The organism is Pseudoduganella sp. RAF19, assembly GCF_052114165.1.
In the GTDB taxonomy this organism is placed as follows: domain Bacteria; phylum Pseudomonadota; class Gammaproteobacteria; order Burkholderiales; family Burkholderiaceae_D; genus Rugamonas.
Genome location: NZ_JBFREF010000003.1, coordinates 255672 through 277470 on the forward strand (window position 1 = coordinate 255672; position 21799 = coordinate 277470).

The window sequence follows — 21799 nt, forward strand, 5'->3', positions numbered from 1 at the left end:
TTGAGCTGGGAGCCGCGAGGATGGGGCGGCGGGAGGAGGGTTACTGCTTTGGGACCGGCTTAGCGGTCATCCCAATGCTTGAATCGTAGCAATAGTGTTGTTGTATGACAAGTGAATTCATGGTCGCACTGCTGAGCGACCATGATGGTCACTGGCCCGGATTGGTGATGCGCGCGTGGATGGCGTTCACCGCCGCCACCACGTCCGGCGACAAGTGCGTGGTGAAGGCGTCAATGTTTTCCTTCAGCTGCGCCAGCGTGGTCGCGCCGATGATGGTGGAGGCCACGAACCAGCGCGAATAGCACCAGCCCAGCGCGAGCTGCGCCGGCGTAAGGCCGTTGGCGCGCGCCAGTCTGGCGTATTCGCCGACCGCTTCCAGCACGGTGGGACGCAGATAGCGCGGACTCCAGGTGGGCGGGAAAATCGTCAGGCGGCCATGCGCTTTCGGATTGTCGTAATACTTGGCCGTCAGCTGGCCGAAAGCCAGCGGGCTATATGCCATCAGGCTTACTTTCTCGCGGTAGCAGGTTTCGTCCAGCAGGCTGGTTTCGAAACTGCGCGCCGTGAGGTTGTAGAGATTCTGAATTGTCGCAATGCGTGGCAGACCAAGGCTCTCGGCCTGCTTCACGAATTCGCTGACACCCCAGCTGGTTTCATTCGACACGCCGACGTGGCGGATCTTGCCTTCCTTGATCAGCTCACCCAGCGCGGCCAGCGTTTCCTCAATCGCCACCGCCTTGCGCTCGCGCTGCGGATCGAAGCTGTTGTTGCCGAAGATGGGCGCATTGCGGCTTGGCCAGTGCAGCTGATACAGATCGATATAGTCGGTTTGCAGGCGCTCCAGGCTGGCATCGACTGCTGCGCGCAGATTCTTTGCGTCGTGATTCTGGCGGCCGCCGCGCAGCCAGTGGATGTTCGGATTGGGACCCGCGGCCTTGGTCGCGATCACGACTTCCGAACGCTTGCCGGCCTTCTTCAGCCAGGTGCCGATGAAGCGTTCCGTTGCGCCTTGCGTGGCGGCGGACGGCATCACCGGATACAGCTCCGCCGTGTCGATGAAGTTGATGCCGCGTTCCAGCGCGTAATCGATTTGGGCATGCGCCTCGGCCTCGAAATTCTGCTGGCCGAAGGTCATGGTGCCCAGGCAGATCGGGCTGACCTTCAGATCGCTCTGGCCGAGAGTGATCTTATCCATGGCGCAGCGCATCCGCGCAGTCGCGTACCAGGGCGGGACCGGCGTAAATCAGGCCGCTGTAGAGCTGCACCAGTTGCGCACCGGCTGCGATCTTGGCCTTGGCGTCGGAGCCCTGCATGATGCCGCCCACGCCGATGATCGGCAGCGCATCGCCCAGTTCCGCTTTCAGCAGGCGGATCACGTTATTGGACAGCTCGAACACCGGCGCGCCGGACAGGCCGCCCGCTTCCGCGCCGTGCTGCATGCCTTCCACGGCCGTGCGGCTCAGGGTCGTGTTGGTGGCGATCACGCCGTCGATTTTGTGGCGCAGCAGGGCGTCGGCGATGTTCTTGACCTGGTCGGCGTCCATGTCGGGCGCGATCTTCAGCGTCATCGGCACATAGCGCTTGTGCTGGTCGGCCAGGCGCAGCTGGGTGTCCTTCAACTGGGACAGCAGGCCGTCCACTTCGGATGCGCCCTGCAGCTGGCGCAGGTTCTTGGTGTTCGGCGAAGAGATGTTCACCGTCACATAGCTGGCGTATGGGTAGACTTTTTCCAGGCAGTGCAGGTAGTCGTCGGCAGCGCGCTCGATCGGCGTGTCGGCGTTCTTGCCGATGTTCAGACCGAGAATGCCTTCCTTGTTCTGGTAGAAGCGCGAGGACTGCACGTTGGCCACGAAAGCGTCCACGCCGCCGTTATTGAAGCCCATGCGGTTGATGATACCGTGCGCGGCAGGAATGCGGAACATGCGCGGCTTGGCATTGCCCGGCTGCGCACGCGGCGTCACTGTGCCCACTTCGATCGAGCCGAAGCCCAGGTCCGCCAGCGCGTCGATGAAGGCGCCATCCTTGTCCAGACCAGCGGCCAGGCCGACAGGATTCTTGAAGGTCAGGCCCATCACGGTGCGTGGATCGGGCAGGGGCTGGCGCACGAAAGCGCGGGTCAGGCCGAGTTTCGACAGGCGTTTGAGGGCGGGCAGGGTGAAATGGTGGGCTTCCTCCGGGTCCATCGAAAACAGGATGGGACGGGCCAGGGAGTACAAAAATTTGTCGGACATGAGGGATACTTGAATGAAATTTCCGCTATTTTACCTTTAAGATTTGGGTACTAAACCAAAAAGGAGCCCTGGATGAAACGAATGCTGCTGCTGTCTTCCCTGATTCTGCCTCTGGCGGCGGGCGCCGCCGAGAAGGAACTGGCTGACGCCATCGCGCACGATTGGCAGGCAAAACTGTCCCCGCTGTACGACCATCTGCACGCCAACCCTGAACTGTCCTTCATGGAGACCAAGACGGCCGCGCGCATGGCGCAGGAACTGCGCGCCGCCGGTTTCGAAGTCACGGAGGGCGTGGGCAAGACCGGCATCGTGGCCATCATGAAAAACGGCAAAGGTCCGACCGTGATGGTGCGCACCGATCTGGATGCGCTGCCGGTGGAAGAAAAGTCGGGCGCGCCGAACGCCTCCAAAGTGAAGATGAAGGACTGGAATGGCAACCTGGTGCCGGTGATGCACGCTTGCGGCCACGATGTGCACATGACCAGCCTGGTCGGCACTGCACACCAGATGGCCGCCCACCGTAGCGAGTGGTCCGGCACGCTGATGCTGATCGGCCAGCCCGCCGAAGAGCGCACGGGCGGCGCCAAGGCCATGATGGAGGACCATATCTGGCAGCGCTTCGGCAAGCCCGATTACGCGCTGGCCCTGCACGTGGTGGCGGATATGGAAGCAGGCAAGATCGTCGCCGACGAAGCGCCGTACTCCGGTTCGGACGCGCTGGAAATCACCATCCACGGTAAGGGTACCCACGGCGCCAGTCCGCACACCGGTAAAGACCCGGTGGTGCTGGCCGCGCAAATCGTGATGGCGCTGCAGACCGTCGTCACGCGCGACGTCGCGCCGCGTGAACCGGCCGTGATTACGGTGGGCTCGCTGCACGCCGGCACTAAGGGCAATATCATTCCCGATACCGCGAAGATGGAAGTGACCGTGCGTTCCGAAAGCGTGGAAACGCGCGCCAAGCTGCTGGGCGGTATCGAGCGCGTGGTGAAGAATACGGCGCGTGCGGCAGGCATTCCGGAAGACCAGCTGCCTGAAATCCGCACCGTCGACCAGCCGGTGCCGCCGACGCTGAACAATGTGGCGCTGTTGCAGCGCTTGCAGGCAGTATGGACGCAGAAGCTGGGCGCTGACATTTATGACAAGGGCTTCAAGCGCGGTGGCATGGGCGCGGAAGACTTCTCCTACTTCACCCAGTCGCCGGAAATCCCGAGCGTGTATTTCCAGATCGGCGCGGCGCCGGCCGAACGTCTGGCGCAGGCGCGCGCGGGCAAGATTTCCATCGGCTATAACCACAGCCCGGAATTCCGTGTCGAGGCGGACAAGTCGATCCAGACCGGCGTGCTGGCCACCACGGTAGCCTTGCTGGACCTGATGAAGAAGCAGTAATTCAGGAACGGGGCAGCAGGCCCCATGCGCCCTTGATGCGGGCCTGCAGCGGCTGGAACTTGATCTTGTAGTTCATCTTTGGGCTTTCTTCGATCCAGTAGCCCAGATAAACATAGGGCAGGCCGAGTTCGCGGGCCTGTTCGATCTGCCACATCACGTTGTAGGTGCCGAAAGAGGCGCCCGCCATGTCCGGATCGAAGAAGGTGTAGACCGATGACAGGCCATCGGACAGCACGTCGATAATCGACACCATGCGCAGCGTGCCGTCCGGTTCGCGGAACTCGACCAGGCGCGTATTGACCCGGCTTTGCAGCAGGAACTGGGCGTACTGGTCGCGCGAATCCTGGTCCATGCCACCGCCCGCGTGGCGCGTGCTCTGGTAGCGCAGGTAGAGCGCGTAATGCTCGTCCGAGAAGGACAGCGTGGCGACACCGGCCGTCAACTCCTTGTGGCGCAGCCATGCACGGCGCTGGGCACGCGTTGGCGTGTACTCACCCGCCACCACCCGCACGGGAATGCAGGCCTGGCAACCATCACAATAGGGACGGTAGGTGAAAATGCCGCTGCGGCGGAAACCGTTTTTGACCAGCTCCGAGTACACATCCGCATTGATCAGATGCGAAGGCGTGGCCACCTGCGAGCGAGCCTGGCGCGCATCCAGATAGCTGCACGGATACGGCGCAGTCGTGTAGAACTGCAGGGTGGCAAACGGGAGATCGTTAAGCTGGGTCATGGAACATATCATAGCGCGTTCCGGGCGCTCGTACAGGGCTTAGAGACCAGCAGTGTAAGGGTGCGCTGGGTGCCAGTCGCGGATCTGTGGTTTGACGATACATTTTTTTAAATGCTCGACAAACAGGCTGCGCGGAATCGGGTGCGCACCGAGCGAGGCGAGGTGGCCGGTCTCCTGCTGGCAGTCGATCAACTCGACACCGTGCCGGCGCAGGAAATGGACGAGATAGGCGAGGGCGACCTTGGAGCCGTCCGTCACGCGGGCGAACATGGATTCGCCATAAAACATTGTGCCGATTGAAACTCCGTAGGCGCCGCCGGCCAGTTCGCCGTCCAGCCACAACTCGGAAGAATGGGCGTAGCCCAGCTTGTGCAAGCCGGTGTAGCCGTTGATGATGTCTTCGGAAATCCAGGTGCCGGGGCCGTCACGGCGCGGCGCGGCGCAGGCGCGCATCACGTCCTCAAAGGCAGTATCGAAACGCACTTGCCAGCGGCCATCGGTGCGGCTGCTTCTTTCCACCTTTTTGAGCGTCTTCTTCAGACTGTCCGACACTTTGAACTCGGCCGTACGCAGGACCATGCGCGGATCGGTGCTCCACCACAGAATGGGCTGGCCTTCGGAAAACCAGGGGAAAATGCCGCGCTGGTAAGCGGCCAGCAGGCGTTGCGGGGAAAGGTCGGCGCCGGCTGCCAGCAGGCCTGGCGCGTCCGTGGTCAGCGCCTCGGACACATCGGGAAAAGGCGTGTTGGCATCCAGCCAGGGGATCATGGTGCAGTGGCAGTGGGCAGGCGCATCGGCCGCGTGATGTCCATCTCGTGGAAACCATAGTCGCCGCCTTCGCGCACCTGGTCGCGGTCGGAGAAGAAGAATTCCAGTGTAGTGCTAATCGTTGGGAAAGCCAGATCATCCCAGGGAATTTCCTGCTGGGTGAACAGTTTGACTTCCAGGCTTTCCTCGCCGGGGGCGAAATCGAGGTCCTTCAGCTTGGCCAGATAGAACATATGCACCTGGTGCACGTGCGAGACGTTCAACAAGGTAAACAATTTACCCAGTTCGATATTGGCGCCGGCTTCCTCCGCCGTTTCGCGGCGCGCCGCCTCGGAAGTGGTTTCATTGTTCTCCATGAATCCTGCCGGCAGGGTCCAGAAACCCAGGCGCGGTTCGATCGCGCGCTTGCACAGCAGGATCTTCAGCTCGCCATCCTGCTCCCAGACCGGAATCGAGCCGATCACCATCTTGGGATTCTGGTAATGGATCGTTTCGCAGCTGACGCAAACGTAACGCGGGCGGTTGTCGCCGGCCGGAACCATCAGTTCAACGGGGCTGGCGCATTCGGAGCAGAATTTCATTGGATTTGGCATAAGTCCTCTTTCAATGCTTACTTTACACTGATTGAGGAGGCGCCGCGTGACTCGTGTGTGAAAGACACGGGTTTCCTGGCGGATTCGGCAAAATAAATTCGATCTATCGTGCGAACGGCGAGGATTAACATTGCCTAAAGTGGCCGACTGCCCTATAATACTCGCATCAGACGCGGGGTGGAGCAGTCTGGCAGCTCGTCGGGCTCATAACCCGAAGGTCACAGGTTCAAATCCTGTCCCCGCAACCAGAATTCCGATGAAAAACCGTCATTTTGCGCAAGCGATGACGGTTTTTTGTTTTTTAACCCAAGGCTAAGCGCTAGTGGCAGGCACATCGTGCCTGCCACTTGGGTTACGCCCTTGGTTTACATGGCCTGGCGCAGGTAATTCAGCATTTCTTCGGTCATCATGCGGCCGGTTTGCAATTCCGGCTCGGACTCAAGTGCAGCGCGGAAACGATCGCGCGTCTCCGCGGCAGTGCCCAGCATGTCGGTGAGCAACTCGTTCCAGCGGCCGGCCAACGCCTTGGCCGCCGGCGTGGCGGGCGACGGATCGGCCTCCATCTGTGCGCGCACCTCGGCGATCAGGGCCGGCCATTCCGCGCCGCGGGTCCGGAAATGCTTGCGCATGACTTCCATTTCGGCAGGCAGCATGTGCCTGGCGTACAGATTCAGCTTCGATTGCGAGTTGGCGGCCGTGAGGAATTGGCGCATTTCGGCCGTGATGCCGCTATGCGCGCGCACGGCTTGCTCTTTCGTCCACATGACGTCCAGCTTGGCCGCCAGGACGGGATCGTTGCCGGTGTCGTGATGCAAGGCGGCCATCCAGCGTACGGCCAGCTCCTGCGCTTCCGGTGCGGTAGGCGGCATGCCCGATTCGACCATTTGACGCAGTTCGTCGGCGCGCGCCACCCATTCGGCACCGCGGTCAAAGATCTGCATCCGCTGCTGCTCTTCTTTCGTGAAATATTTGTCGTGCATATTCATCAGCTCCAGTGTGTTTAGCCAGGCCGACAATTCCGGTTCCTCGCCACGCAGCAGCTGGCTTTGCAGCGCGCTCAGGTGGCTGCGCAGGCGCGCCGCATCTTCCATTTGGCGGTCGAGAGCGGCGATCTGGCGGCCGATCACGGCCGTCAGCGAGGCGTCGGGACTGTCGAGGAAAGCAGCAATGTCGGCCAGGGCCATGCCGAAGCGGCGCAGGGCCTGGATCTGGTGCAGGCGGGCGATATCGCCCCTGTCGTAGAGCCGGTAGCCGGCATCGCTGCGCGCCGATGGCGTGAGCAGGCCAATGCTGTCGTAATGGTGCAGGGTGCGGACCGTCAGGCCCGAACGGCTGGCGAGTTCTCCTACCTTCAGCATGGTCTGGCTCCTGTCATCGTGCGTGACTTCATGCTGGAGGCTGACGTGAGGTGAGGGTCAAGCACTTTCGTTGGGACGGTCGGACAGGCTGGCCCACAGGTGCGCTGCGGCCATGGTGCGGTGGGGCTGGTATTGCTGGAGGATGCGTTCGGTGCGCGCCATATCCGGCTTGGTTTCCTCGCCCAGCAGGCGTTGCAGGGCGGCGCGGATGGCGACATCGCCGTGCAGCGAGCAGTCGGCGTAGCCATAGCCGCGCAGCAGGCCGTAGTTGACGGTCCAGGGACCGATGCCCTTCACTGCCAGCAAATTGGCGCTGATCTGTTCAATCGAATTTTCCGGGCCGGGCTGCAGATCGAGCGTGCCATCCGCGACCAGGGCCGCAAAGCGCAGCAGGGTTTCCGCTTTGGCGCGCGAGAATTTGCGGGTCAGCAGATCGTCGATGTCCAGCTTTGCCACGTCCTGCGCTTCGGGATAGCACCACAGGCCGCTGCTGTGCTGGCGTCCCGCTTGCAGAATGAAGGTGCGGCGCAGGGAGATCGCGAACTGCAGATTGATTTGCTGGCCTATGATGGCCCAGGTCAGCGCTTCAAACACGGTGGCCGATTGCACAATGCGCAGGCCGGGCTGGCGCTGCACCAGCGCGCCCAGCAGCTTGTCCTCGCGCGCGAAGGCGACAAAGTCGGCGGGATCGATATGCAGGCCGAGGATGTTGCGGGCGGCGTCCTCGATGCGCGCCGCCAGCGCCGCCGGTACGCTTGCGTCCGCAGCCGCACCCGCACCCGCACCCGCACCCGCACCCGCACCCGCAGATGCTTCGCCGGTGCGCGTGCGCGCCGAAGCGGCCGCTGACGTCCGGCGGCGTACGCGCGGCGCGTCGATTTCTGCCTCGCAGGCCGCGCTGCGCTTGCGGCCACTCGGCAGTTCAACACTCAGCACGACGGGGACGCCATCCAGCAGCATGCCCTTGCGGATGCGCTTTTCGCTGACTTCTTCCGCCACGCTTTCCGCGTCGCGGCTGTGAAATTTCAGTACATCCTGCACGCGGTAGTTCGCCGGTAGCGGCAGGGTAAAACTGTGCTTCATGCCGTCTCCGCCGCGCGCGTCCATGGCAGCTTGGGCTTGTAGCCCGTGACCAGCGCCGTGCCGGTAATGACGATGGCGGCGCCCGCGATCGTGTACCAGCCCACCACCTCATGCAGGAACAGGGTTCCCCACAAGATGCCGAACAGCGGATTCAGGAAAGTCACCGTCAGCGCCGACGTCGGCCCCACATCGCGAATGAGTCCGAAATAAATCAGGTAAGCGATGCCGCTGCACAGCACGCCCAACGCAAGCGCCGCGCCCATGATGCCGATGGTCGGCACGCCCGGCTGCGGGAACAGGGCCAGCGAAGGAATCGTCAGCAAGGCCGCAGCCCACATGCTGCCGTGCGCATTGGCGAACGGTTCGACTGCCTTGGCCGACTTGGCGTAAGTGCTGGCGATGCCGTAATTGAAGGAGGCGAACAGGCCGGCGGCAATCGCCAGGCCCGCGCCTTCGCGCGAGCTGACGTTGTCGAAACCGACCAGCAAAGCCACGCCGATGGTGCCCAGCACGAGGCCCAGCATCACGCGCGCGCTGACCATATGGCGCTGCCACACCGCACCGATCAGCGCGCCCCACATCGGCGCCGTCGCGTTCAGCACCGACAGCACGGAAGCGGACAGCGTGCGCGCTGCAAACGCAAACAGCAGGAAGGGCAGGGCGGAGTTGAACAGGCCGAGGATCAGGTAGTGCTTCCAGTGCTGCTTCAGGTCCAGCGGCTTGCGCAGCATCAGCGCAATCGCGGCCAGGAACAGCGCGGCGAACGTCACGCGGTATTCGATCAGCACCGCAGGCCCCAGCACGGGAGCGGCAATGCGCATGAAGAGGAAGGAGCCGCCCCAGATGGCGGCGAGGGTGACGAGTTTGATCAGGTTCGCTGTGTTCATCGGGCGATTGTGAGGCGGACGGTGAGATATTGCTAGCTGTTTCTTGCGCTTGAATTCATGGCGTCGGCGTGATTCAGCTGCATGGTCTGCGGCACGCCGTTTTTAATGGCCGTCATTTCGGCCAGGATCGAGATCGCGATTTCGGACGGTGTCTTGCTGCCGATGTAAAGGCCGATCGGACCGTGCAGCTTGGCCAGCTGCTCCGGCGTCAGGTCAAATTCCACCAGGCGCTCGCGGCGCTTGGCGTTGTTGGCGCGCGAGCCGATGGCGCCGACGTAGAAGGCTTCCGACTTCAGCGCTTCCATAATGGCCAGGTCGTCGAGCTTGGGATCGTGGGTCAGCGCGATGACGGCGCTGCGGCTATCCAGCTTCATATCGGTCACCAGGTCGTCAGGCATGGCGTGCACCAGCCGCACTTCCGGCAAAGTCCAGCCGGAGCGGTACTCTTCGCGCGGGTCGCAGACCGTGACGTGGTAGTCCATGGCAGTGGCGATCTGCGCGACAAAGCGCGACAGCTGGCCGGCGCCAATGATGAGCAGGCGCCAACGCGGGCCGTGCTGGGTGATCAGCTTATCGTCGTGCAGTTCCAGTACGGCGCCCGGCGTCGCGGTTGCCAGCGCAACGGCGCCGGTTTGCAGGTCAACGGTGCGCGCCACCAGTTCGTGCTGCTCCAGGCGGTGCAGCAATTCGTCGATGCGGCTCTCGCTGCTCAGCGGTTCCAGTGCCAGTTCGATGGTGCCGCCGCAGGGCAGGCCGAAACGGTGGGCTTCGTCGGCGGTGATGCCGTAGCTGACGATTTCCGGCAGTTCGCGCGTGATGCCTTCCTTGCGCACGCGGTCGATCAGGTCGTCCTCGATGCAGCCGCCGGAAACGGAACCGACTACGCGGCCGTCGTCGCAAATGGCGAGCGTGGCGCCGACAGGGCGGGGACTGGAGCCCCAGGTCTTGATCACGGTGACGAGCTGGCAGCGGTGTCCCGCCGCGATCCAGGCGGAGCTGGTCTTGAGAACTTCGAGGTCAATACTATCCATGACCGGTACTATAGCAAGGCTTAGCGGCGTTTGCTGGCGGGCTTGCAAACGGCTTTTAAAGCCCCTTCCAGCGGACTTCCCGGCTCGATGTGCTCGGGGTCATAGGACTCGTATTTGTAGCTGCCCAGCGGCTCGCCACGGCCCAGCACTTCGGAGTAGAAGTCCTGCGACAGCAGGGTGGCCGTCGCTTCATCGCAGTTGTACAGGTGCCGGGATTTCACGGACAGATATTGCTTGCCGTCCGGCGCCGACTGCGGCTTGCGAAAGCTCTGCATGGTGAAGGCTTTTTTGCCGCCATCGGCGGCGCGCAGCGAAGCCTTGTCGAGCAGGATAATGCCGTCCTTGTCGCCGCCGACCTTGGTCCAGGTGCCTGCGCTGGCCAGGGCGGGCGCCAGCAGCAGGGGCAGCAACAGGGTGCGCATGGTTCAGGGGACCAGCGGGCGCTTGGCGGCCTGCTTGGCCTTGATCTCGGCCACCGTGCGGTCCATCGCGGCCAGACGGGCCGATACGGACGGGTGGTTGGCCGTATAGCCGTTCAGCACCGTAGCCGGATACTGGGACGACAGGCGCTGCCAGAAGGCCTTGGCGTGATCAACGTTGTAGCCGGCGCGCGCCAGCATGTACAGCGACAGGTTGTCGGCGGCGATATCCATATCCTGCGGCATCGGGCGTACGCCGGCGCTGCCGACCAGCATGGAGAGGTCCGGATGCACCGAGGTCAGATTGTCGATGATGCTGCCGATGGTGGAAGTGTTGCGCAGCGTGGCGGCGTGGCCCAGCACATTGTGGGCGATGTCCTTGGCCATCACGTAGGCGATGGCTTCGTCGGATTGCGCGAAGTTGATCATGCCTCGCGTGAGCATGACGCGGCCGCCGTCGGCGTAGGAATTGATGTTGTCGGCGTTGCCCAGGTCGATGCGGAAGGCGCAGGCGCGTGTTACCGGCACGTTCAGGGTGTGCTGGTTGCTGCCGTTGCGCGCCACGGTCAGGGGCAGGGTGGCTTTGCTGGAGGCCAGCGGACCAAGGACGCCGGCTGCCTTGCTTTCGGCGTCGCGGCCCTTGGGCAGGACTTTGCCGTCGGCGGCAATCAGGTCGTCGCCCTTGCGCAGGCCTGCGCGCTGGGCGCCGCTGCCGGACAACACGTTCTGCACTTGCAGCGTGTCGTCGTAGCCCAGGACGGCCACCGACGCTTCGCTGTAGTCGCCGGGATAGGAGTAGCGGTTCTTTGCCGTGAAGCCGAGCAGGTTGCGCGCGTAGGACTTGCACAGGTCTGCGTTCTGGATCAACAGCGGGCCGCCCACGTGATACAGGCGGTCCTGCAGACTGGACATGGTCTTCAGCGTTTCGCGGGCAGCAAGCTGCTGCTGCGTGACGACCGGTGCCGGTGGCGGCAGGGGCTGCGCCGGCGCTTGCACCGGCGGCGCGGTTGGCGTTGTGGAGCAGGCTGATAGCAGCAGGGCGGCCGCAACGGCGGCCAGTGCGGGGCGCTGGGCCCATTGCGATACGTTGAATTGTTTCCCTGCTGCCATAGTCCTTTCCTTAGTGCTTGCCAGTGCTGCCGAAGCCTCCTTCACCGCGGTCGCTGGCGCCGAATTCTTCGACAACGTTAAATCCGACCTGCAGCACCGGCACGATAATCAGCTGCGCCAGGCGTTCCATCGGATTCAGTGTAAACGTGTTGTGACCCCGGTTCCAGGTCGAGACCATCAGCTGTCCCTGGTAATCCGAGTCAATCAAGCCTACCAGATTCCCCAAAACAATGCCGTTCTTATGGCCCATGCCCGAACGAGGCAGGATCATGGCGGCGTAACCCGGATCGGCGATGTGGATGGCGAGGCCGGTCGGCACCAGCACGGTCCGGCCAGGTTCAATGACCAGCGGCGCGTCGATGCAGGCACGCAGGTCGAGGCCGGCGCTGCCAGGCGTTGCATAGGCCGGCATCTGTTCTTTCATGCGCGGGTCGAGGATTTTGACGTCTACAGTTTTCATTGGAATAGCGAGTTCTTGTCGATGCGTTTGGCGATTTCGGAAACTAACTGGCGCGCCAGGGTGAGCTTGTCGGCGCGCGGCAGGATGGTGTGTCCGTGTTCGTCGAAGAGGATGATGGTGTTGTCGTCCTGGCCGAAGGTGTGGTGGCCGATATTGCCCACCAAAAGCGGGACGCCTTTCTTTTCGCGCTTGGAAGCGCCGTATTCGAGCAGGTTTTCCGATTCGGCAGCGAAGCCCACGCAGTAAGGCCAGCCGGCCAGCGAAGTGCGCGAGGCGACCGAGGCCAGGATGTCCGGATTCTGTTCGAACTTCAGCTGCGGCACGCTGCCGTCGGCGGATTTTTTGACTTTCTGAGTGCTTGGATTGGCCACGCGCCAGTCGGCGACTGCGGCCACGGAGATGAAGACGTGCTGGCCGCCGATGGCATCCATCACCGAGTCGAACATCTGCTGTGCGCTTTGCACATTGCGGCGCTCCACGCCATACGGCGTTTCCAGCGCGGTGGGGCCGGACACCAGCACCACTTCCGCGCCCGCTTCACGTGCAGCGCGGGCCACCGCGTAGCCCATCTTGCCGGAGGAGAGATTGGTGATCCCGCGCACCGGGTCGATCGGTTCGAAAGTCGGGCCGGCCGTCACGAGGATGCGCTTGCCCGCCAGGACCTTGGGCTGGAAGGCCGCGATCATCTCGGACAGCAGCTGTTCGGGTTCCAGCATGCGGCCCATGCCCACTTCGCCGCAGGCCTGGTCGCCCGGCGCCGGGCCGAGGATGCGGACGCCGTCGGCGCGCAGCTGGTCGACATTGCGCTGGGTGGCGGGATTGGTCCACATTTCCACATTCATGGCTGGCGCCACCAGCAGCGGCACGCGGCTTGGGCGCGCCAGGCACGTGGTGGACAGCAGGTCGTCGCACACGCCGTGCGACAGCTTGTAGATAAAGTCGGCAGAGCAGGGCGCGATGATGATGGCGTCCGCATCGCGGGTCACGTCGATGTGGGCCATATTGTTGTTCACGCGCGGGTCCCACTGGCTGGTGAAGACCGGCTTGCCGGACAGGGCTTGCATCGTCACGGCGGTGATGAAGTGCGTGGCCGCATCGGTCATCACAACCTGCACGGAGGCGCCTTCCTTGGTCAGCCCGCGGCACAGCTCCGCCGCCTTGTAGCAGGCGACGCCGCCGGACAGGCCGAGCACGATTTTTTTGCCAGTCAGTTCCATGGTGCTGCTCCTACTTGTTCACGCGGCGCAGTTCGTCGAGCACGAAGAGCGCAGCGCCGATGCAGATCGCCGAATCGGCGACATTGAAAGCGGGGAAGTGGCCGAAGCCTTGCCAGTGGAAGTCGAGGAAGTCCACCACGTGGCCATACATCAGGCGGTCGATCACATTGCCGACGGCGCCGCCCAGAATCAGCGCCAGCGCCCAGCAGAACATGCGCTGGCCGGAGTGCTTGCGCAGCAGCCAGAGGATGTAGGCCGCGGCGGCGATGCCGATGCCGGTGAACATATAGCGCTGCCAGCCGCTTTCGTTGGACAGGAAGCTGAACGCGGCGCCCTTGTTGTAAGCCAGGACCAGGTTGAAGTAGGAGGTGATGACCTTTTCTTCCCCGTACTGGAACATCTTGGTGATCGTGATCTTGGACAGCTGGTCGAGCAGGATGACGATGGCGGCGATGCCCAGCCACGGGGTCATGCTGCCGGAGGAGGAGGACTTGGAGAAGGTCTTTTTGTTGGTGGCCATGTGTCTCTGTAGTTGGATAGAACCCGAGGCGTGAACCTGGTGGCTGCCACGGCGTGGCAGCCACCTGATTTATGCCGTTGGTTTAAGCGTACTTGCGCGGCTCGCCGGCACCGAACAGGTTGCTGTAGCAGCGGCCGCACAGGCCCGGATGGTCGGCGTGGCTGCCCACGTCGGCGCGGTAGTGCCAGCAGCGCTCGCACTTGGCGTTGGCCGATGCCGCAACGTTGACGGCTTCCTCAGCTTCGCCCGGCACTTCCAGCGCCTTGGCCAGCGAGGTGATGAAGACGAACTTCAGGTCGTCGTCCAGGCTGGACAGCACCTTGAACTTGTCGCCGGAAGCCTTGATCTCCAGTTCCGCCTGCAGCGAGGAGCCGATGGCGCCCGAAGTGCGCAGGTCTTCCAGCTGCTTGGTCACCTCGGCGCGTACAGCGCGGATGATGGCGTACTTGGACATCAGCGCTTCCGCATCGGCCAGTTCCGGCAGCTTCCACCAGGTCTGGGTGTAGATGGTTTCATCACTGGCCTTGAACGCTTCGTCGCCGGCGAAGAAGCCCCATGCTTCCTCGGCGGTGAAGCAGAGGATAGGCGCCATCAGGCGCAGCAGCGACTGGGTGATGTGCCACAGCGCGGTTTGCGCCGAACGGCGGGCCTTGGAATCGACGGCGCTGGTGTACAGGCGGTCCTTCAGGATGTCCAGGTAGAAGCCGCCCAGGTCTTCCGAGCAGAAGTTCTGCAGCTTGGAGACGACCGGGTGGAACTCGTAGCGCTCGTAGTGGGCGGTCAGCTCGGCCTGCAGCGCTGCCATATCGGCCAGCGCGTAGCGGTCGATTTCCAGCAGCTCGGCCACCGGCACGGCGTTGGCCTTCGGATCGAAGTCCGAAGTGTTCGCCAGCAGGAAGCGCAGGGTGTTACGGATGCGGCGGTAGGACTCGGTCACGCGCTTCAGGATCTCGTCGGAGATCGACAGCTCGGAGGTGTAGTCGGTCGCAGCCACCCACAGGCGCAGGATGTCGGCGCCCAGCGTGTCGGACACCTTCTGCGGCGCCACGGTATTGCCAATCGACTTGGACATCTTCTTGCCCTCGCCATCCACCACGAAGCCGTGGGTCAGCAGCGCCTTGTAGGGCGGCACGCCGTTCAGCATCGAGGAGGTCAGCAGGGACGAGTGGAACCAGCCGCGGTGCTGGTCCGAGCCTTCCAGGTAGAGGTCAGCCGGGAAGTGCGACTGCTGTTCGTGCGAGCCGCGCAGCACGGTCTGGTGGGTGCAACCGGAGTCGAACCACACGTCCAGCGTGTCCTTGTTCTTCAGGTACATGCCGGCTTCGTCACCCAGCAGCTCTTTCGGATCGAGCGCCTGCCAGGCGTCGATACCGCCTTTGTCGATGCGCTTGGCCACTTCTTCCAGCAGCTCCGCGGTGCGCGGGTGCAGCTCGCCGGTTTCCTTGTGGACGAAGACGGCCATCGGCACGCCCCACTGGCGTTGGCGCGACAGGGTCCAGTCCGGGCGGTTGGCGATCATGCCGTGCAGGCGCGCCTGGCCCCAGTCCGGGAAGAACTGGGTGGCGTCGATGCCTTCCAGCGCGGTTTCGCGCAGGGTCGGGCCGCCGTCGATCGGCTGGATGTCCATGCCGGCGAACCACTGCGAGGTGGCGCGGTAGACGATCGGGGTCTTGTGGCGCCAGCAGTGCATGTAGCTGTGGTCGAACATCTTCAGTTCGAACAGGGCGCCCGCTTCGCGCAGGGCTTCGCAGATCGGCTTGGAGGCTTCCCAGATATTCATGCCGCCGAACAGGGGCAGGGACGGCACGTAATTGCCGTCGCCCATAACCGGCTTCAGGATTTCGTCATCCTTCATGCCGTGCGATTTGCAGGAGATGAAGTCGTCCGCACCGTAGGCAGGCGCGGAGTGCACGATACCGGTACCGCTGTCGGTAGTCACGTAGTCGGCGATGTACACCGGCGACAGGCGGTCGTAGAAGGCGTCGCGCTTGTGCAGCGGGTGCTTGAAGCTGATGCCGCCCAGTTTGTCGCCCATGGCGGTGGCGAGGATGGTGCCTTCCAGCTTGTAGCGCTGCAGGCAGGACTCGACCAGGTCTTTCGCCAGGATCAGCAGCAGCGGCTGGCCATCGCGCTCGGTCTGCACCAGCGCGTATTCCACTTCATGGTTGGCGTTCAGAGCCTGGTTGGACGGGATGGTCCACGGCGTGGTGGTCCAGATCACGATGAAGCCGTTCTCGGTCGGCAGCTTGGCCAGGCCGAAGGCGGCGGCGATCTTGTCGAATTCGTGGAAGGCGAAGCCGACGTCGATGGCCGGGTCGCGCTTGTCCTGGTACTCCACTTCCGCCTCGGCCAGCGCGGACTGGCAGTCGAAGCACCAGTTCACCGGCTTCAGGCCGCGGTAGACATAGCCCTTTTCCAGCAGCTTGCCCAGCGAACGCAGTTCGTCCGCTTCATTGCGGAAGTTCATGGTCAGGTAAGGGTTGTCCCATTCGCCCAGCACGCCGAGACGGATGAAGTCCTTCTTCTGGCGCTCGATTTGTTCGTAGGCGTAGGCACGGGCCTTGGTCAGCACTTCAGCGGTCGGCAGGTTCTTGCCGAACTGTTTTTCGATCTGGATCTCGATCGGCATGCCGTGGCAATCCCAGCCAGGCACATAAGGCGCATCGAAGCCGGCCATGGAGCGCGACTTCACCACCACGTCCTTCAGGATCTTGTTCACGGCGTGGCCGATGTGGATGTCGCCGTTCGCATACGGAGGACCGTCATGCAGGACGAACTTCGGGCGGCCGGCGGAAGCCTTGCGCACGCGCTCGTAAATCTTCTTGTCCTGCCATTGTTTCACCCAGCCCGGTTCGCGCTTGGCGAGGTCGCCGCGCATCGGGAAGGGCGTTTCGGTCATATTGACCGGGTACTTGGATTCAGGCTTCTTTGCTTTGTTGTCGGACATGATGGACGCTTTTAGTTCGTATTTCGGTTGGCGAAGAAGTCGCGCGCTTGTGCGGCATCGCGCTCGATGGCGGTGACCAGCGTAGGCAGGTCAATGAACTTTTCTTCGTCACGTATTTTTTTCAGGAATTCGACGCGCACCACCTTGCCGTAGCAGTTCCGGGCGAAGTCGAAGATGTGCACTTCCAGCAGCACGCGGCCGGCGTCTTCCACGGTGGGACGCACGCCCAGGCTGGCGACGGCGGGCAGCGGCTGCTCGCCCAGGCCGTGCACCTGGACGATGAAGATGCCCGCGAGGGCAGGGCGGTGCGGCACGCGCAGGTTGAGCGTGGGGAAGCCGATATCGCGGCCCAGCTTCTGGCCGTGGATCACGTGGCCGGAAATCGAGTAGGGGTGGCCCAGCAGCGCTTCGGCGTGGGCGAAATCGCCCTCGGCCAGCGCGGCGCGCACGGCGGATGAGGAGATGCGGTGTTCGCCATTGCGCACGGTCGGCAGGATTTCGACTTCGAAACCGTACTGCTTGCCCGCTTCGGCCAGCATGGCGACATTACCGGCGCGCTTGGAGCCGTAGCAGAAATCGTCGCCGACCATCAGCCATTTGACGTGCAGGCCTTCCACCAGCACCTTCTCGACGAAGGTTTGCGGCGACTGGGAAGCGAAGTGCTCGGAGAAGTGCTCGACGATCACGCGGTCGACGCAATTATTGTCCAGGGCTTCCAGCTTGTCGCGCAGATTGGCGATGCGGGGCGGGGCTTTGGACATATCGCCCATTTTCCGGGCAAAGAATTCGCGCGGGTGGGGCTCGAAGGTCATCACGGCCGATTCCAGACCCAGACGGTCGGCGGCCGTACGCACGCGCGCGAGCAGCGCCTGGTGCCCCAGGTGGACACCATCGAAGTTACCGATCGTCAGGGCGCAGGGCGCGCGCGCCGCTGCGTTGGGAAGTCCGCGAAATACCTTCATGCTATTGCCGTGTGGCTCAAATGCTTGATTATACGGTCTGAAAGGCAAAAAGCGCTGCCTGCGGGTGCAGGCAGCGCTTTTCTTGGCTCAGCCCGGCTTTGTTCAGACCGGGTTGTTAATGTACAGCGTCCAGTAGCGGGCCAGATCAGACTCGCCATTGTTGCCCTTCACCGACTTCAGGGTGGAGACGGCCGCCGACTTCTTGCCAGCGATGTACTGCGCCACGCCGTAGTGCAGCTTCATTTCTTCCGGCTTGCGGGCGGTGCCCATCTTGATCGCTTCGTCGATCAGCTTCAGGCCCTGGTCGCCCTTGCCCTGGGAAACCAGTGCGTAGCCCATATTGGCCAGTGCATCAGCATCCTTTTCCTTGATGGCGGTCGCTTCGGCAGTTGCCTGGTTCTTGTCGTTCTCAGCCTGGGTCTTCACCGCCAGATCCTTCAGGCGCTGGTGACGGCCGGCGTCAGGGCCAGTGCCCAGTGCGCCTTTCTTGTAGCCAGCGTCGACGATCTTGGTGGCTTCAGCCGGATTGCCGGCTTGCAGAGCCAGCTGGCCCATTTCCATGAATTCGTTTGGCTTGGACAGCTGGCCCAGGGCCAGTTGCAGGCGCTTCAGGTCCAGGTTCAGGGAGGAGGAGAAGCCAGGCTTGCTCTGCACGCGGTTCAGCAGGTCGGCCCAGTAGGACGCCTTCGGATAGGAAGACGCCAGCTTTTCCAGGGTCTGCACATAGCCAGCCTTGTCGTTCTGCTTCAGCTGGATGTTGGCCAGCATCTGCAGGCTCTGTTCGGACCTGGCGCCCTGCAGTTCTTTGGCCGCTTCAGCGTACTTGCCGCTGCTGTAGTAAGCCTGGGTCAGCAGTTCCTTCATCTGGGAGTTGCCTGGATTGTCCTTCAGCACGCGCTGGATAGCGGTGATGGCTTTCGGGTAATCCTTGGCGCGGTAGTAGATGGAGGCCAGGGCTTCGGCGATCTTCGGTGCCTGGGCAGCCGGCAGCTTGCCGGAGTTCAGCACGTATTCGAAGGCCTTGCCGGCAGTTTCGCTATCGCCTGCGGACAGGGCAGCGGAACCACGGGTGTATTCGATCTGGAAGCGCTCAAGTTCGGACTTGTTGCCGACCGCGTCAGCTTCCTTCAGTTTCGCCAGGGCTTCCTTGGCCTTGCCGGAAGCAGCCAGCTTCTGTGCTTCCTGCAGTGGCTTACCCACTTCAGCGCGGACGGTATCGGCGGCATAGGCAACGGAAGTGAGGCCGGCCAGCGGAGCGGCGGCAGTGAAACCGATTGCGGCCATTACCAGGCCGAGATGTGCGAGACGAAACTTGGTCATGGGGGGATTTTCTTTCTTCAAAATGCGAAATAGGCAGGATAACCTGCCTATTCGGGAAAATAAAGGGTGTTTTAACCGATTATTTACTGGAACTGCTCATTGCCGACCAGACCGATCTTGGTCACGCCAAGACGCTGGGCCGAAGCCATCACGCCAGCCACCACGCTGTAGTTAACCAGCTTGTTGGGGCGCAGGTGCACTTCTGGCTGGTCCGCCTGGGCTGCCACGGTCATCAGTTTTGCTTCCAGGGATGGACGGTCAGGAACGACCTGGTTATCCCACAGAATGGTGCCGTCGAAGTCCACGTCGATGGTGACCACTACTGGTTCCTTAGTCGGTGGCGGCGGGGTGCCGACCGGCATATTCAGGTTCACCGAATGGTTCGCCTTAGGAATAGTAATAATCAGCATGATGATCAGAACCAGCATGACGTCGATCAGCGGCGTCATGTTCATTTCCAGCATCGGTTCCGCGTCACCGCCGGAACTGCCTACACTCATACTCATGAATTGTTTCCTTTTCAGATGGCCGCCCCGGCAAGCCGGGGCGGCTGGTCCTTACATCTTATCAGGCGGTTCGGTGATGAAACCGACCTTCTGGATGCCAGCACGCTGGGTGGTGTAGACCACCTTGCCGATGGACTCGTACTTGGCGTCTTTGTCGCCGCGCACGTGTACTTCAGGCTGAGGGATCTTCACTGCTTCCTCTTTCAGAAAATCGAACAACTCATTGCTGTCGCGCATTTTCTTCTGATTCCAGTAGATGTCGCCATCCTTGTTAACAACGATGTTGACGTTCTCTGGCTTCGTCTGGATCGCCTGGTTGATCTCTTGCGGCAGTTGAATCTTCTGCAGCTTGAGAACCACCGGGCTCGTGATCAGGAAGATGATCAGCAGCACCAACATGATATCCACGAGCGGAGTCGTGTTGATCTCACTGTTGAGTGCGTCTTCTCCGCTTTCGGAGCCTACGGACATAGACATGGTTAATCAGCCTTAAATTAGCCTACTTTTTTGGCAGCGCTGGTAGCGGTGGACATTGCACCGGACAGCAGCACGGAGTGCACGTCAGCGGAGAAGGTGCGCACATCTTCCATTGCGGTCTTGTTACGACGCAGCAGCCAGTTGTAACCCAGAACTGCAGGAACTGCCACCAGCAGACCGAAAGCGGTCATGATCAGCGCTTCACCCACAGGACCTGCCACCTTGTCGATGGAGGCGTTACCGGTCATACCGATGTTGGTCAGTGCACCGTAAATACCCCAAACGGTACCGAACAGACCGATAAACGGAGCGGTCGAACCAACGGTTGCCAGGAAGGACAGGCCATCGGACAGACGGGACTGCACTTTGTCTACAGCGCGCTGGATGGACATGGAAACCCAGGTTGCCAGGTCGATTTGTTCCAGCAGGGCGCCGTCGTGGTGAGCGGTTGCCTTGGTGCCGGATTCAGCGATGAAGCGGAATGGGGAGCCTTCGGTCAGGGTCGAGGTGCCAGCGGCGATCGAGGAAGCTTTCCAGAACTTGGCAGCGGTTTCTTTCTGCTGCTTGAAGATCTTTTGCTGGTCGATGACTTTGGTCACGATGATGTACCAGGAACCGATCGACATGATCGACAGGATGATCAGGGTTGCGCGGGACACGAAGCCGCCGTCCCACACTGCCTGGATACCGAATGGGTTTTCCACTTCTTCCTTGCCTTTAGGGGCAGGAGCGGCAGCGTCAGCGGCCGGAGCCGGAGCGGCTGCATCAGCTGCCGGAGCAGCTGCCGCGTCCGCAGGAGCGGCTGCTGGTGCGGATGCAGCTGCCGAGGCAGGAGCGTCAGCAAAAGCTGGCGCGCTCACCAGAGCGGATGCTGCGGTCACCGAAAACAGCACAGCGGCCAGAACAGCGGACAAACGGGTATTCTTAAACATGCTTCCTCCAAATTATAAAATAATCAGTTCGCTGGCTTAAACGACAACGAAACTACTAAGTTGCGAGACGGTGTTTTGTCTCAGGTTTATTCCAGCGTCCAGACGTATTGCATCTGTTGCCAGCCTTCTTGCGGTTTGCCGTCTACGGTAGCCGGCTTGAATTTGCACTTCGAAATGCCGTTGATGGCAGCCTTGTCCAAATCACGGAAACCAGAAGATTTCACTACTTTCGCATCGCCCACGTGGCCGTCGGTCGCAATCAGGAACGACAGGGTGACGGTGCCGGTTTCTTCGTTACGCAGCGACGATTTCGGCCACTCTGGCTTCGCGCAGGTGCTGAAGTCCACCACTGCTGGGGTGCGGACACCGGTCGCCGGAGGCGCAGCCGGTGCTGGCGCTGCCGGCGGAGCCGGACGTGCCAATTCGTTCGTGGCCGGCTTCACGTTGGTCGCGTTGCTGATCACGTTTTGTGCGGGAGGCGGCTGTTGCACGTTCACTTCAACCGGCGGGATGAATGGAGGCGGCGGGGCCTTCATTTCCGGCGGCGGCGGCGGCGGTGGCAGCTCTTTTGGCGGAGGCGGGGCGACCTCCTCAATGATCTTGGTCTCGACCGGTTCGATCATTTTGCTGACCAAGCGCTTACCCAGGCCGGACACGATGCCGTATCCGCCCAAAAGGTGTAGCACTACAACGAACGCAATGCCCGTATAGTTCTTTTTCCCGGCAATTTTCTCGTTATCGCTGAAATTCATGCCTGCTTTCTCCAATACCAACTCTTGTGTTGCTACTTAAACCCCAAAATGGCGACACAAAGCTACAGCCGCATCCGGGACGTCGGCGAATTATACATACGAAT

General features: G+C 62.1%; 22 protein-coding genes and 1 tRNA gene. 2 read left to right on the forward strand and 21 right to left on the reverse strand.

Annotation, left to right across the window (positions count from 1 at the left end):
* Nucleotides 1-148: 148 nt before the first annotated feature.
* On the reverse strand, nt 149-1195 hold the full coding sequence (locus AB4Z19_RS09055; RefSeq protein ID WP_442029798.1) for an aldo/keto reductase: 1047 nt from the start codon (nt 1193-1195) through the stop codon (nt 149-151).
* Complete coding sequence (locus AB4Z19_RS09060) at nt 1188-2231, reverse strand: quinone-dependent dihydroorotate dehydrogenase (RefSeq protein ID WP_442035047.1); 1044 nt, start codon at nt 2229-2231, stop codon at nt 1188-1190. The genes AB4Z19_RS09055 and AB4Z19_RS09060 overlap by 8 nt, the downstream gene beginning before the upstream one ends.
* A 72-nt stretch (nt 2232-2303) precedes the next feature.
* Here AB4Z19_RS09060 and AB4Z19_RS09065 point away from each other — a divergent pair, with 72 nt between their 5' ends.
* Entirely contained in the window at nt 2304-3620 is a 1317-nt protein-coding gene (locus AB4Z19_RS09065) for an amidohydrolase (RefSeq protein ID WP_442022394.1), read from the forward strand.
* A gap of 1 nt (nt 3621) precedes the next feature.
* Here the strand turns inward: AB4Z19_RS09065 and AB4Z19_RS09070 are convergent, their stop codons facing one another.
* Genes AB4Z19_RS09070 through AB4Z19_RS09080 form a run of 3 tightly spaced genes read right to left on the reverse strand, consistent with a single transcriptional unit; the run spans nt 3622 to nt 5702 of the window.
* Nucleotides 3622-4353 carry an arginyltransferase gene (locus tag AB4Z19_RS09070; protein ID WP_442022392.1) on the reverse strand — a complete coding sequence of 244 codons (732 nt, stop codon included), beginning with the start codon at nt 4351-4353 and terminating at the stop codon, nt 3622-3624.
* 39 nt (nt 4354-4392) lie between these two features.
* Nucleotides 4393-5121: a leucyl/phenylalanyl-tRNA--protein transferase gene (gene aat / locus AB4Z19_RS09075; protein WP_442022390.1), complete on the reverse strand. Its 729-nt coding sequence runs from the start codon at nt 5119-5121 to the stop codon at nt 4393-4395.
* The gene (locus tag AB4Z19_RS09080; protein ID WP_442022396.1) at nt 5118-5702 is read right to left on the reverse strand and encodes an NUDIX hydrolase; all 585 of its coding nucleotides are present in this window, start codon (nt 5700-5702) and stop codon (nt 5118-5120) included. The genes aat and AB4Z19_RS09080 overlap by 4 nt, the downstream gene beginning before the upstream one ends.
* Before the next feature lie 183 nt (nt 5703-5885).
* On the opposite strand from AB4Z19_RS09080, the gene AB4Z19_RS09085 reads away from it, so the two are divergent.
* Nucleotides 5886-5962, forward strand: a tRNA-Met gene (locus AB4Z19_RS09085).
* 117 nt (nt 5963-6079) lie between these two features.
* On the opposite strand, the gene AB4Z19_RS09090 is transcribed toward AB4Z19_RS09085, so the two are convergent.
* The 16 genes from AB4Z19_RS09090 to AB4Z19_RS09165 all read right to left on the reverse strand — a co-directional run bounded on the left by AB4Z19_RS09090 (nt 6080) and on the right by AB4Z19_RS09165 (nt 21695).
* Nucleotides 6080-7072 carry a MerR family transcriptional regulator gene (locus AB4Z19_RS09090; RefSeq protein ID WP_442022388.1) on the reverse strand — a complete coding sequence of 331 codons (993 nt, stop codon included), beginning with the start codon at nt 7070-7072 and terminating at the stop codon, nt 6080-6082.
* Between the two features lie 57 nt (nt 7073-7129).
* A complete protein-coding gene (locus AB4Z19_RS09095; RefSeq protein ID WP_442035049.1) occupies nt 7130-8155 on the reverse strand; it encodes a DNA-3-methyladenine glycosylase 2 in 1026 nt (341 codons plus the stop codon).
* The gene (locus AB4Z19_RS09100) at nt 8152-9042 is read right to left on the reverse strand and encodes a DMT family transporter (RefSeq protein WP_442022384.1); all 891 of its coding nucleotides are present in this window, start codon (nt 9040-9042) and stop codon (nt 8152-8154) included. The genes AB4Z19_RS09095 and AB4Z19_RS09100 overlap by 4 nt, the downstream gene beginning before the upstream one ends.
* A 32-nt stretch (nt 9043-9074) precedes the next feature.
* Nucleotides 9075-10073, reverse strand: coding sequence for an XdhC family protein (locus AB4Z19_RS09105; RefSeq protein WP_442022382.1), 999 nt, complete (start codon nt 10071-10073; stop codon nt 9075-9077).
* Between the two features lie 20 nt (nt 10074-10093).
* Nucleotides 10094-10495, reverse strand: coding sequence for a surface-adhesin E family protein (locus AB4Z19_RS09110; protein ID WP_442022380.1), 402 nt, complete (start codon nt 10493-10495; stop codon nt 10094-10096).
* Between the two features lie 3 nt (nt 10496-10498).
* Nucleotides 10499-11602 carry a M48 family metalloprotease gene (locus AB4Z19_RS09115; protein WP_442022378.1) on the reverse strand — a complete coding sequence of 368 codons (1104 nt, stop codon included), beginning with the start codon at nt 11600-11602 and terminating at the stop codon, nt 10499-10501.
* Nucleotides 11603-11612: 10 nt separating this feature from the next.
* The gene (gene dut, locus AB4Z19_RS09120; protein ID WP_442022376.1) at nt 11613-12062 is read right to left on the reverse strand and encodes a dUTP diphosphatase; all 450 of its coding nucleotides are present in this window, start codon (nt 12060-12062) and stop codon (nt 11613-11615) included.
* Entirely contained in the window at nt 12059-13279 is a 1221-nt protein-coding gene (gene coaBC, locus AB4Z19_RS09125; protein ID WP_442022374.1) for a bifunctional phosphopantothenoylcysteine decarboxylase/phosphopantothenate--cysteine ligase CoaBC, read from the reverse strand. The genes dut and coaBC overlap by 4 nt, the downstream gene beginning before the upstream one ends.
* 10 nt (nt 13280-13289) lie before the next feature.
* Nucleotides 13290-13799 carry a signal peptidase II gene (gene lspA / locus AB4Z19_RS09130; protein WP_442022372.1) on the reverse strand — a complete coding sequence of 170 codons (510 nt, stop codon included), beginning with the start codon at nt 13797-13799 and terminating at the stop codon, nt 13290-13292.
* Nucleotides 13800-13881: 82 nt separating this feature from the next.
* Complete coding sequence (gene ileS, locus AB4Z19_RS09135) at nt 13882-16746, reverse strand: isoleucine--tRNA ligase (protein WP_442035051.1); 2865 nt, start codon at nt 16744-16746, stop codon at nt 13882-13884.
* Between the two features lie 11 nt (nt 16747-16757).
* Complete coding sequence (locus AB4Z19_RS09140) at nt 16758-17708, reverse strand: bifunctional riboflavin kinase/FAD synthetase (RefSeq protein ID WP_442035053.1); 951 nt, start codon at nt 17706-17708, stop codon at nt 16758-16760.
* Nucleotides 17709-17810: 102 nt separating this feature from the next.
* A complete protein-coding gene (locus tag AB4Z19_RS09145) occupies nt 17811-19028 on the reverse strand; it encodes a tetratricopeptide repeat protein (RefSeq protein WP_442022366.1) in 1218 nt (405 codons plus the stop codon).
* Nucleotides 19029-19111: 83 nt separating this feature from the next.
* Nucleotides 19112-19534, reverse strand: coding sequence for an ExbD/TolR family protein (locus AB4Z19_RS09150; protein ID WP_442022364.1), 423 nt, complete (start codon nt 19532-19534; stop codon nt 19112-19114).
* 51 nt (nt 19535-19585) lie between these two features.
* Entirely contained in the window at nt 19586-20011 is a 426-nt protein-coding gene (locus AB4Z19_RS09155; RefSeq protein WP_442022362.1) for an ExbD/TolR family protein, read from the reverse strand.
* A 17-nt stretch (nt 20012-20028) separates the two neighbouring features.
* On the reverse strand, nt 20029-20943 hold the full coding sequence (locus AB4Z19_RS09160; RefSeq protein ID WP_442022360.1) for a MotA/TolQ/ExbB proton channel family protein: 915 nt from the start codon (nt 20941-20943) through the stop codon (nt 20029-20031).
* Between the two features lie 86 nt (nt 20944-21029).
* Nucleotides 21030-21695 (reverse strand): energy transducer TonB, encoded by a 666-nt coding sequence (locus AB4Z19_RS09165; RefSeq protein ID WP_442022358.1) that lies wholly within the window; start codon nt 21693-21695, stop codon nt 21030-21032.
* Nucleotides 21696-21799: the final 104 nt, after the last annotated feature.

What these genes read in the sequence shown, in the direction of transcription:
- AB4Z19_RS09140 (WP_442035053.1), bottom strand. Translation starts at nt 17,708, where the DNA reads ATGAAGGTATTTCGCGGACTTCCCAACGCAGCGGCGCGCGCGCCCTGC.
- lspA (WP_442022372.1), bottom strand. Translation starts at nt 13,799, where the DNA reads ATGGCCACCAACAAAAAGACCTTCTCCAAGTCCTCCTCCTCCGGCAGC.
- AB4Z19_RS09115 (WP_442022378.1), bottom strand. Translation starts at nt 11,602, where the DNA reads ATGGCAGCAGGGAAACAATTCAACGTATCGCAATGGGCCCAGCGCCCC.
- AB4Z19_RS09110 (WP_442022380.1), bottom strand. Translation starts at nt 10,495, where the DNA reads ATGCGCACCCTGTTGCTGCCCCTGCTGCTGGCGCCCGCCCTGGCCAGC.
- AB4Z19_RS09090 (WP_442022388.1), bottom strand. Translation starts at nt 7,072, where the DNA reads ATGCTGAAGGTAGGAGAACTCGCCAGCCGTTCGGGCCTGACGGTCCGC.
- AB4Z19_RS09080 (WP_442022396.1), bottom strand. Translation starts at nt 5,702, where the DNA reads ATGAAATTCTGCTCCGAATGCGCCAGCCCCGTTGAACTGATGGTTCCG.
- AB4Z19_RS09095 (WP_442035049.1), bottom strand. Translation starts at nt 8,155, where the DNA reads ATGAAGCACAGTTTTACCCTGCCGCTACCGGCGAACTACCGCGTGCAG.
- AB4Z19_RS09065 (WP_442022394.1), top strand. Translation starts at nt 2,304, where the DNA reads ATGAAACGAATGCTGCTGCTGTCTTCCCTGATTCTGCCTCTGGCGGCG.
- AB4Z19_RS09060 (WP_442035047.1), bottom strand. Translation starts at nt 2,231, where the DNA reads ATGTCCGACAAATTTTTGTACTCCCTGGCCCGTCCCATCCTGTTTTCG.
- AB4Z19_RS09105 (WP_442022382.1), bottom strand. Translation starts at nt 10,073, where the DNA reads ATGGATAGTATTGACCTCGAAGTTCTCAAGACCAGCTCCGCCTGGATC.
- AB4Z19_RS09160 (WP_442022360.1), bottom strand. Translation starts at nt 20,943, where the DNA reads ATGTTTAAGAATACCCGTTTGTCCGCTGTTCTGGCCGCTGTGCTGTTT.
- AB4Z19_RS09055 (WP_442029798.1), bottom strand. Translation starts at nt 1,195, where the DNA reads ATGGATAAGATCACTCTCGGCCAGAGCGATCTGAAGGTCAGCCCGATC.
- AB4Z19_RS09070 (WP_442022392.1), bottom strand. Translation starts at nt 4,353, where the DNA reads ATGACCCAGCTTAACGATCTCCCGTTTGCCACCCTGCAGTTCTACACG.
- dut (WP_442022376.1), bottom strand. Translation starts at nt 12,062, where the DNA reads ATGAAAACTGTAGACGTCAAAATCCTCGACCCGCGCATGAAAGAACAG.
- AB4Z19_RS09100 (WP_442022384.1), bottom strand. Translation starts at nt 9,042, where the DNA reads ATGAACACAGCGAACCTGATCAAACTCGTCACCCTCGCCGCCATCTGG.
- coaBC (WP_442022374.1), bottom strand. Translation starts at nt 13,279, where the DNA reads ATGGAACTGACTGGCAAAAAAATCGTGCTCGGCCTGTCCGGCGGCGTC.
- aat (WP_442022390.1), bottom strand. Translation starts at nt 5,121, where the DNA reads ATGATCCCCTGGCTGGATGCCAACACGCCTTTTCCCGATGTGTCCGAG.
- AB4Z19_RS09150 (WP_442022364.1), bottom strand. Translation starts at nt 19,534, where the DNA reads ATGAGTATGAGTGTAGGCAGTTCCGGCGGTGACGCGGAACCGATGCTG.
- ileS (WP_442035051.1), bottom strand. Translation starts at nt 16,746, where the DNA reads ATGTCCGACAACAAAGCAAAGAAGCCTGAATCCAAGTACCCGGTCAAT.
- AB4Z19_RS09165 (WP_442022358.1), bottom strand. Translation starts at nt 21,695, where the DNA reads ATGAATTTCAGCGATAACGAGAAAATTGCCGGGAAAAAGAACTATACG.
- AB4Z19_RS09155 (WP_442022362.1), bottom strand. Translation starts at nt 20,011, where the DNA reads ATGTCTATGTCCGTAGGCTCCGAAAGCGGAGAAGACGCACTCAACAGT.
- AB4Z19_RS09145 (WP_442022366.1), bottom strand. Translation starts at nt 19,028, where the DNA reads ATGACCAAGTTTCGTCTCGCACATCTCGGCCTGGTAATGGCCGCAATC.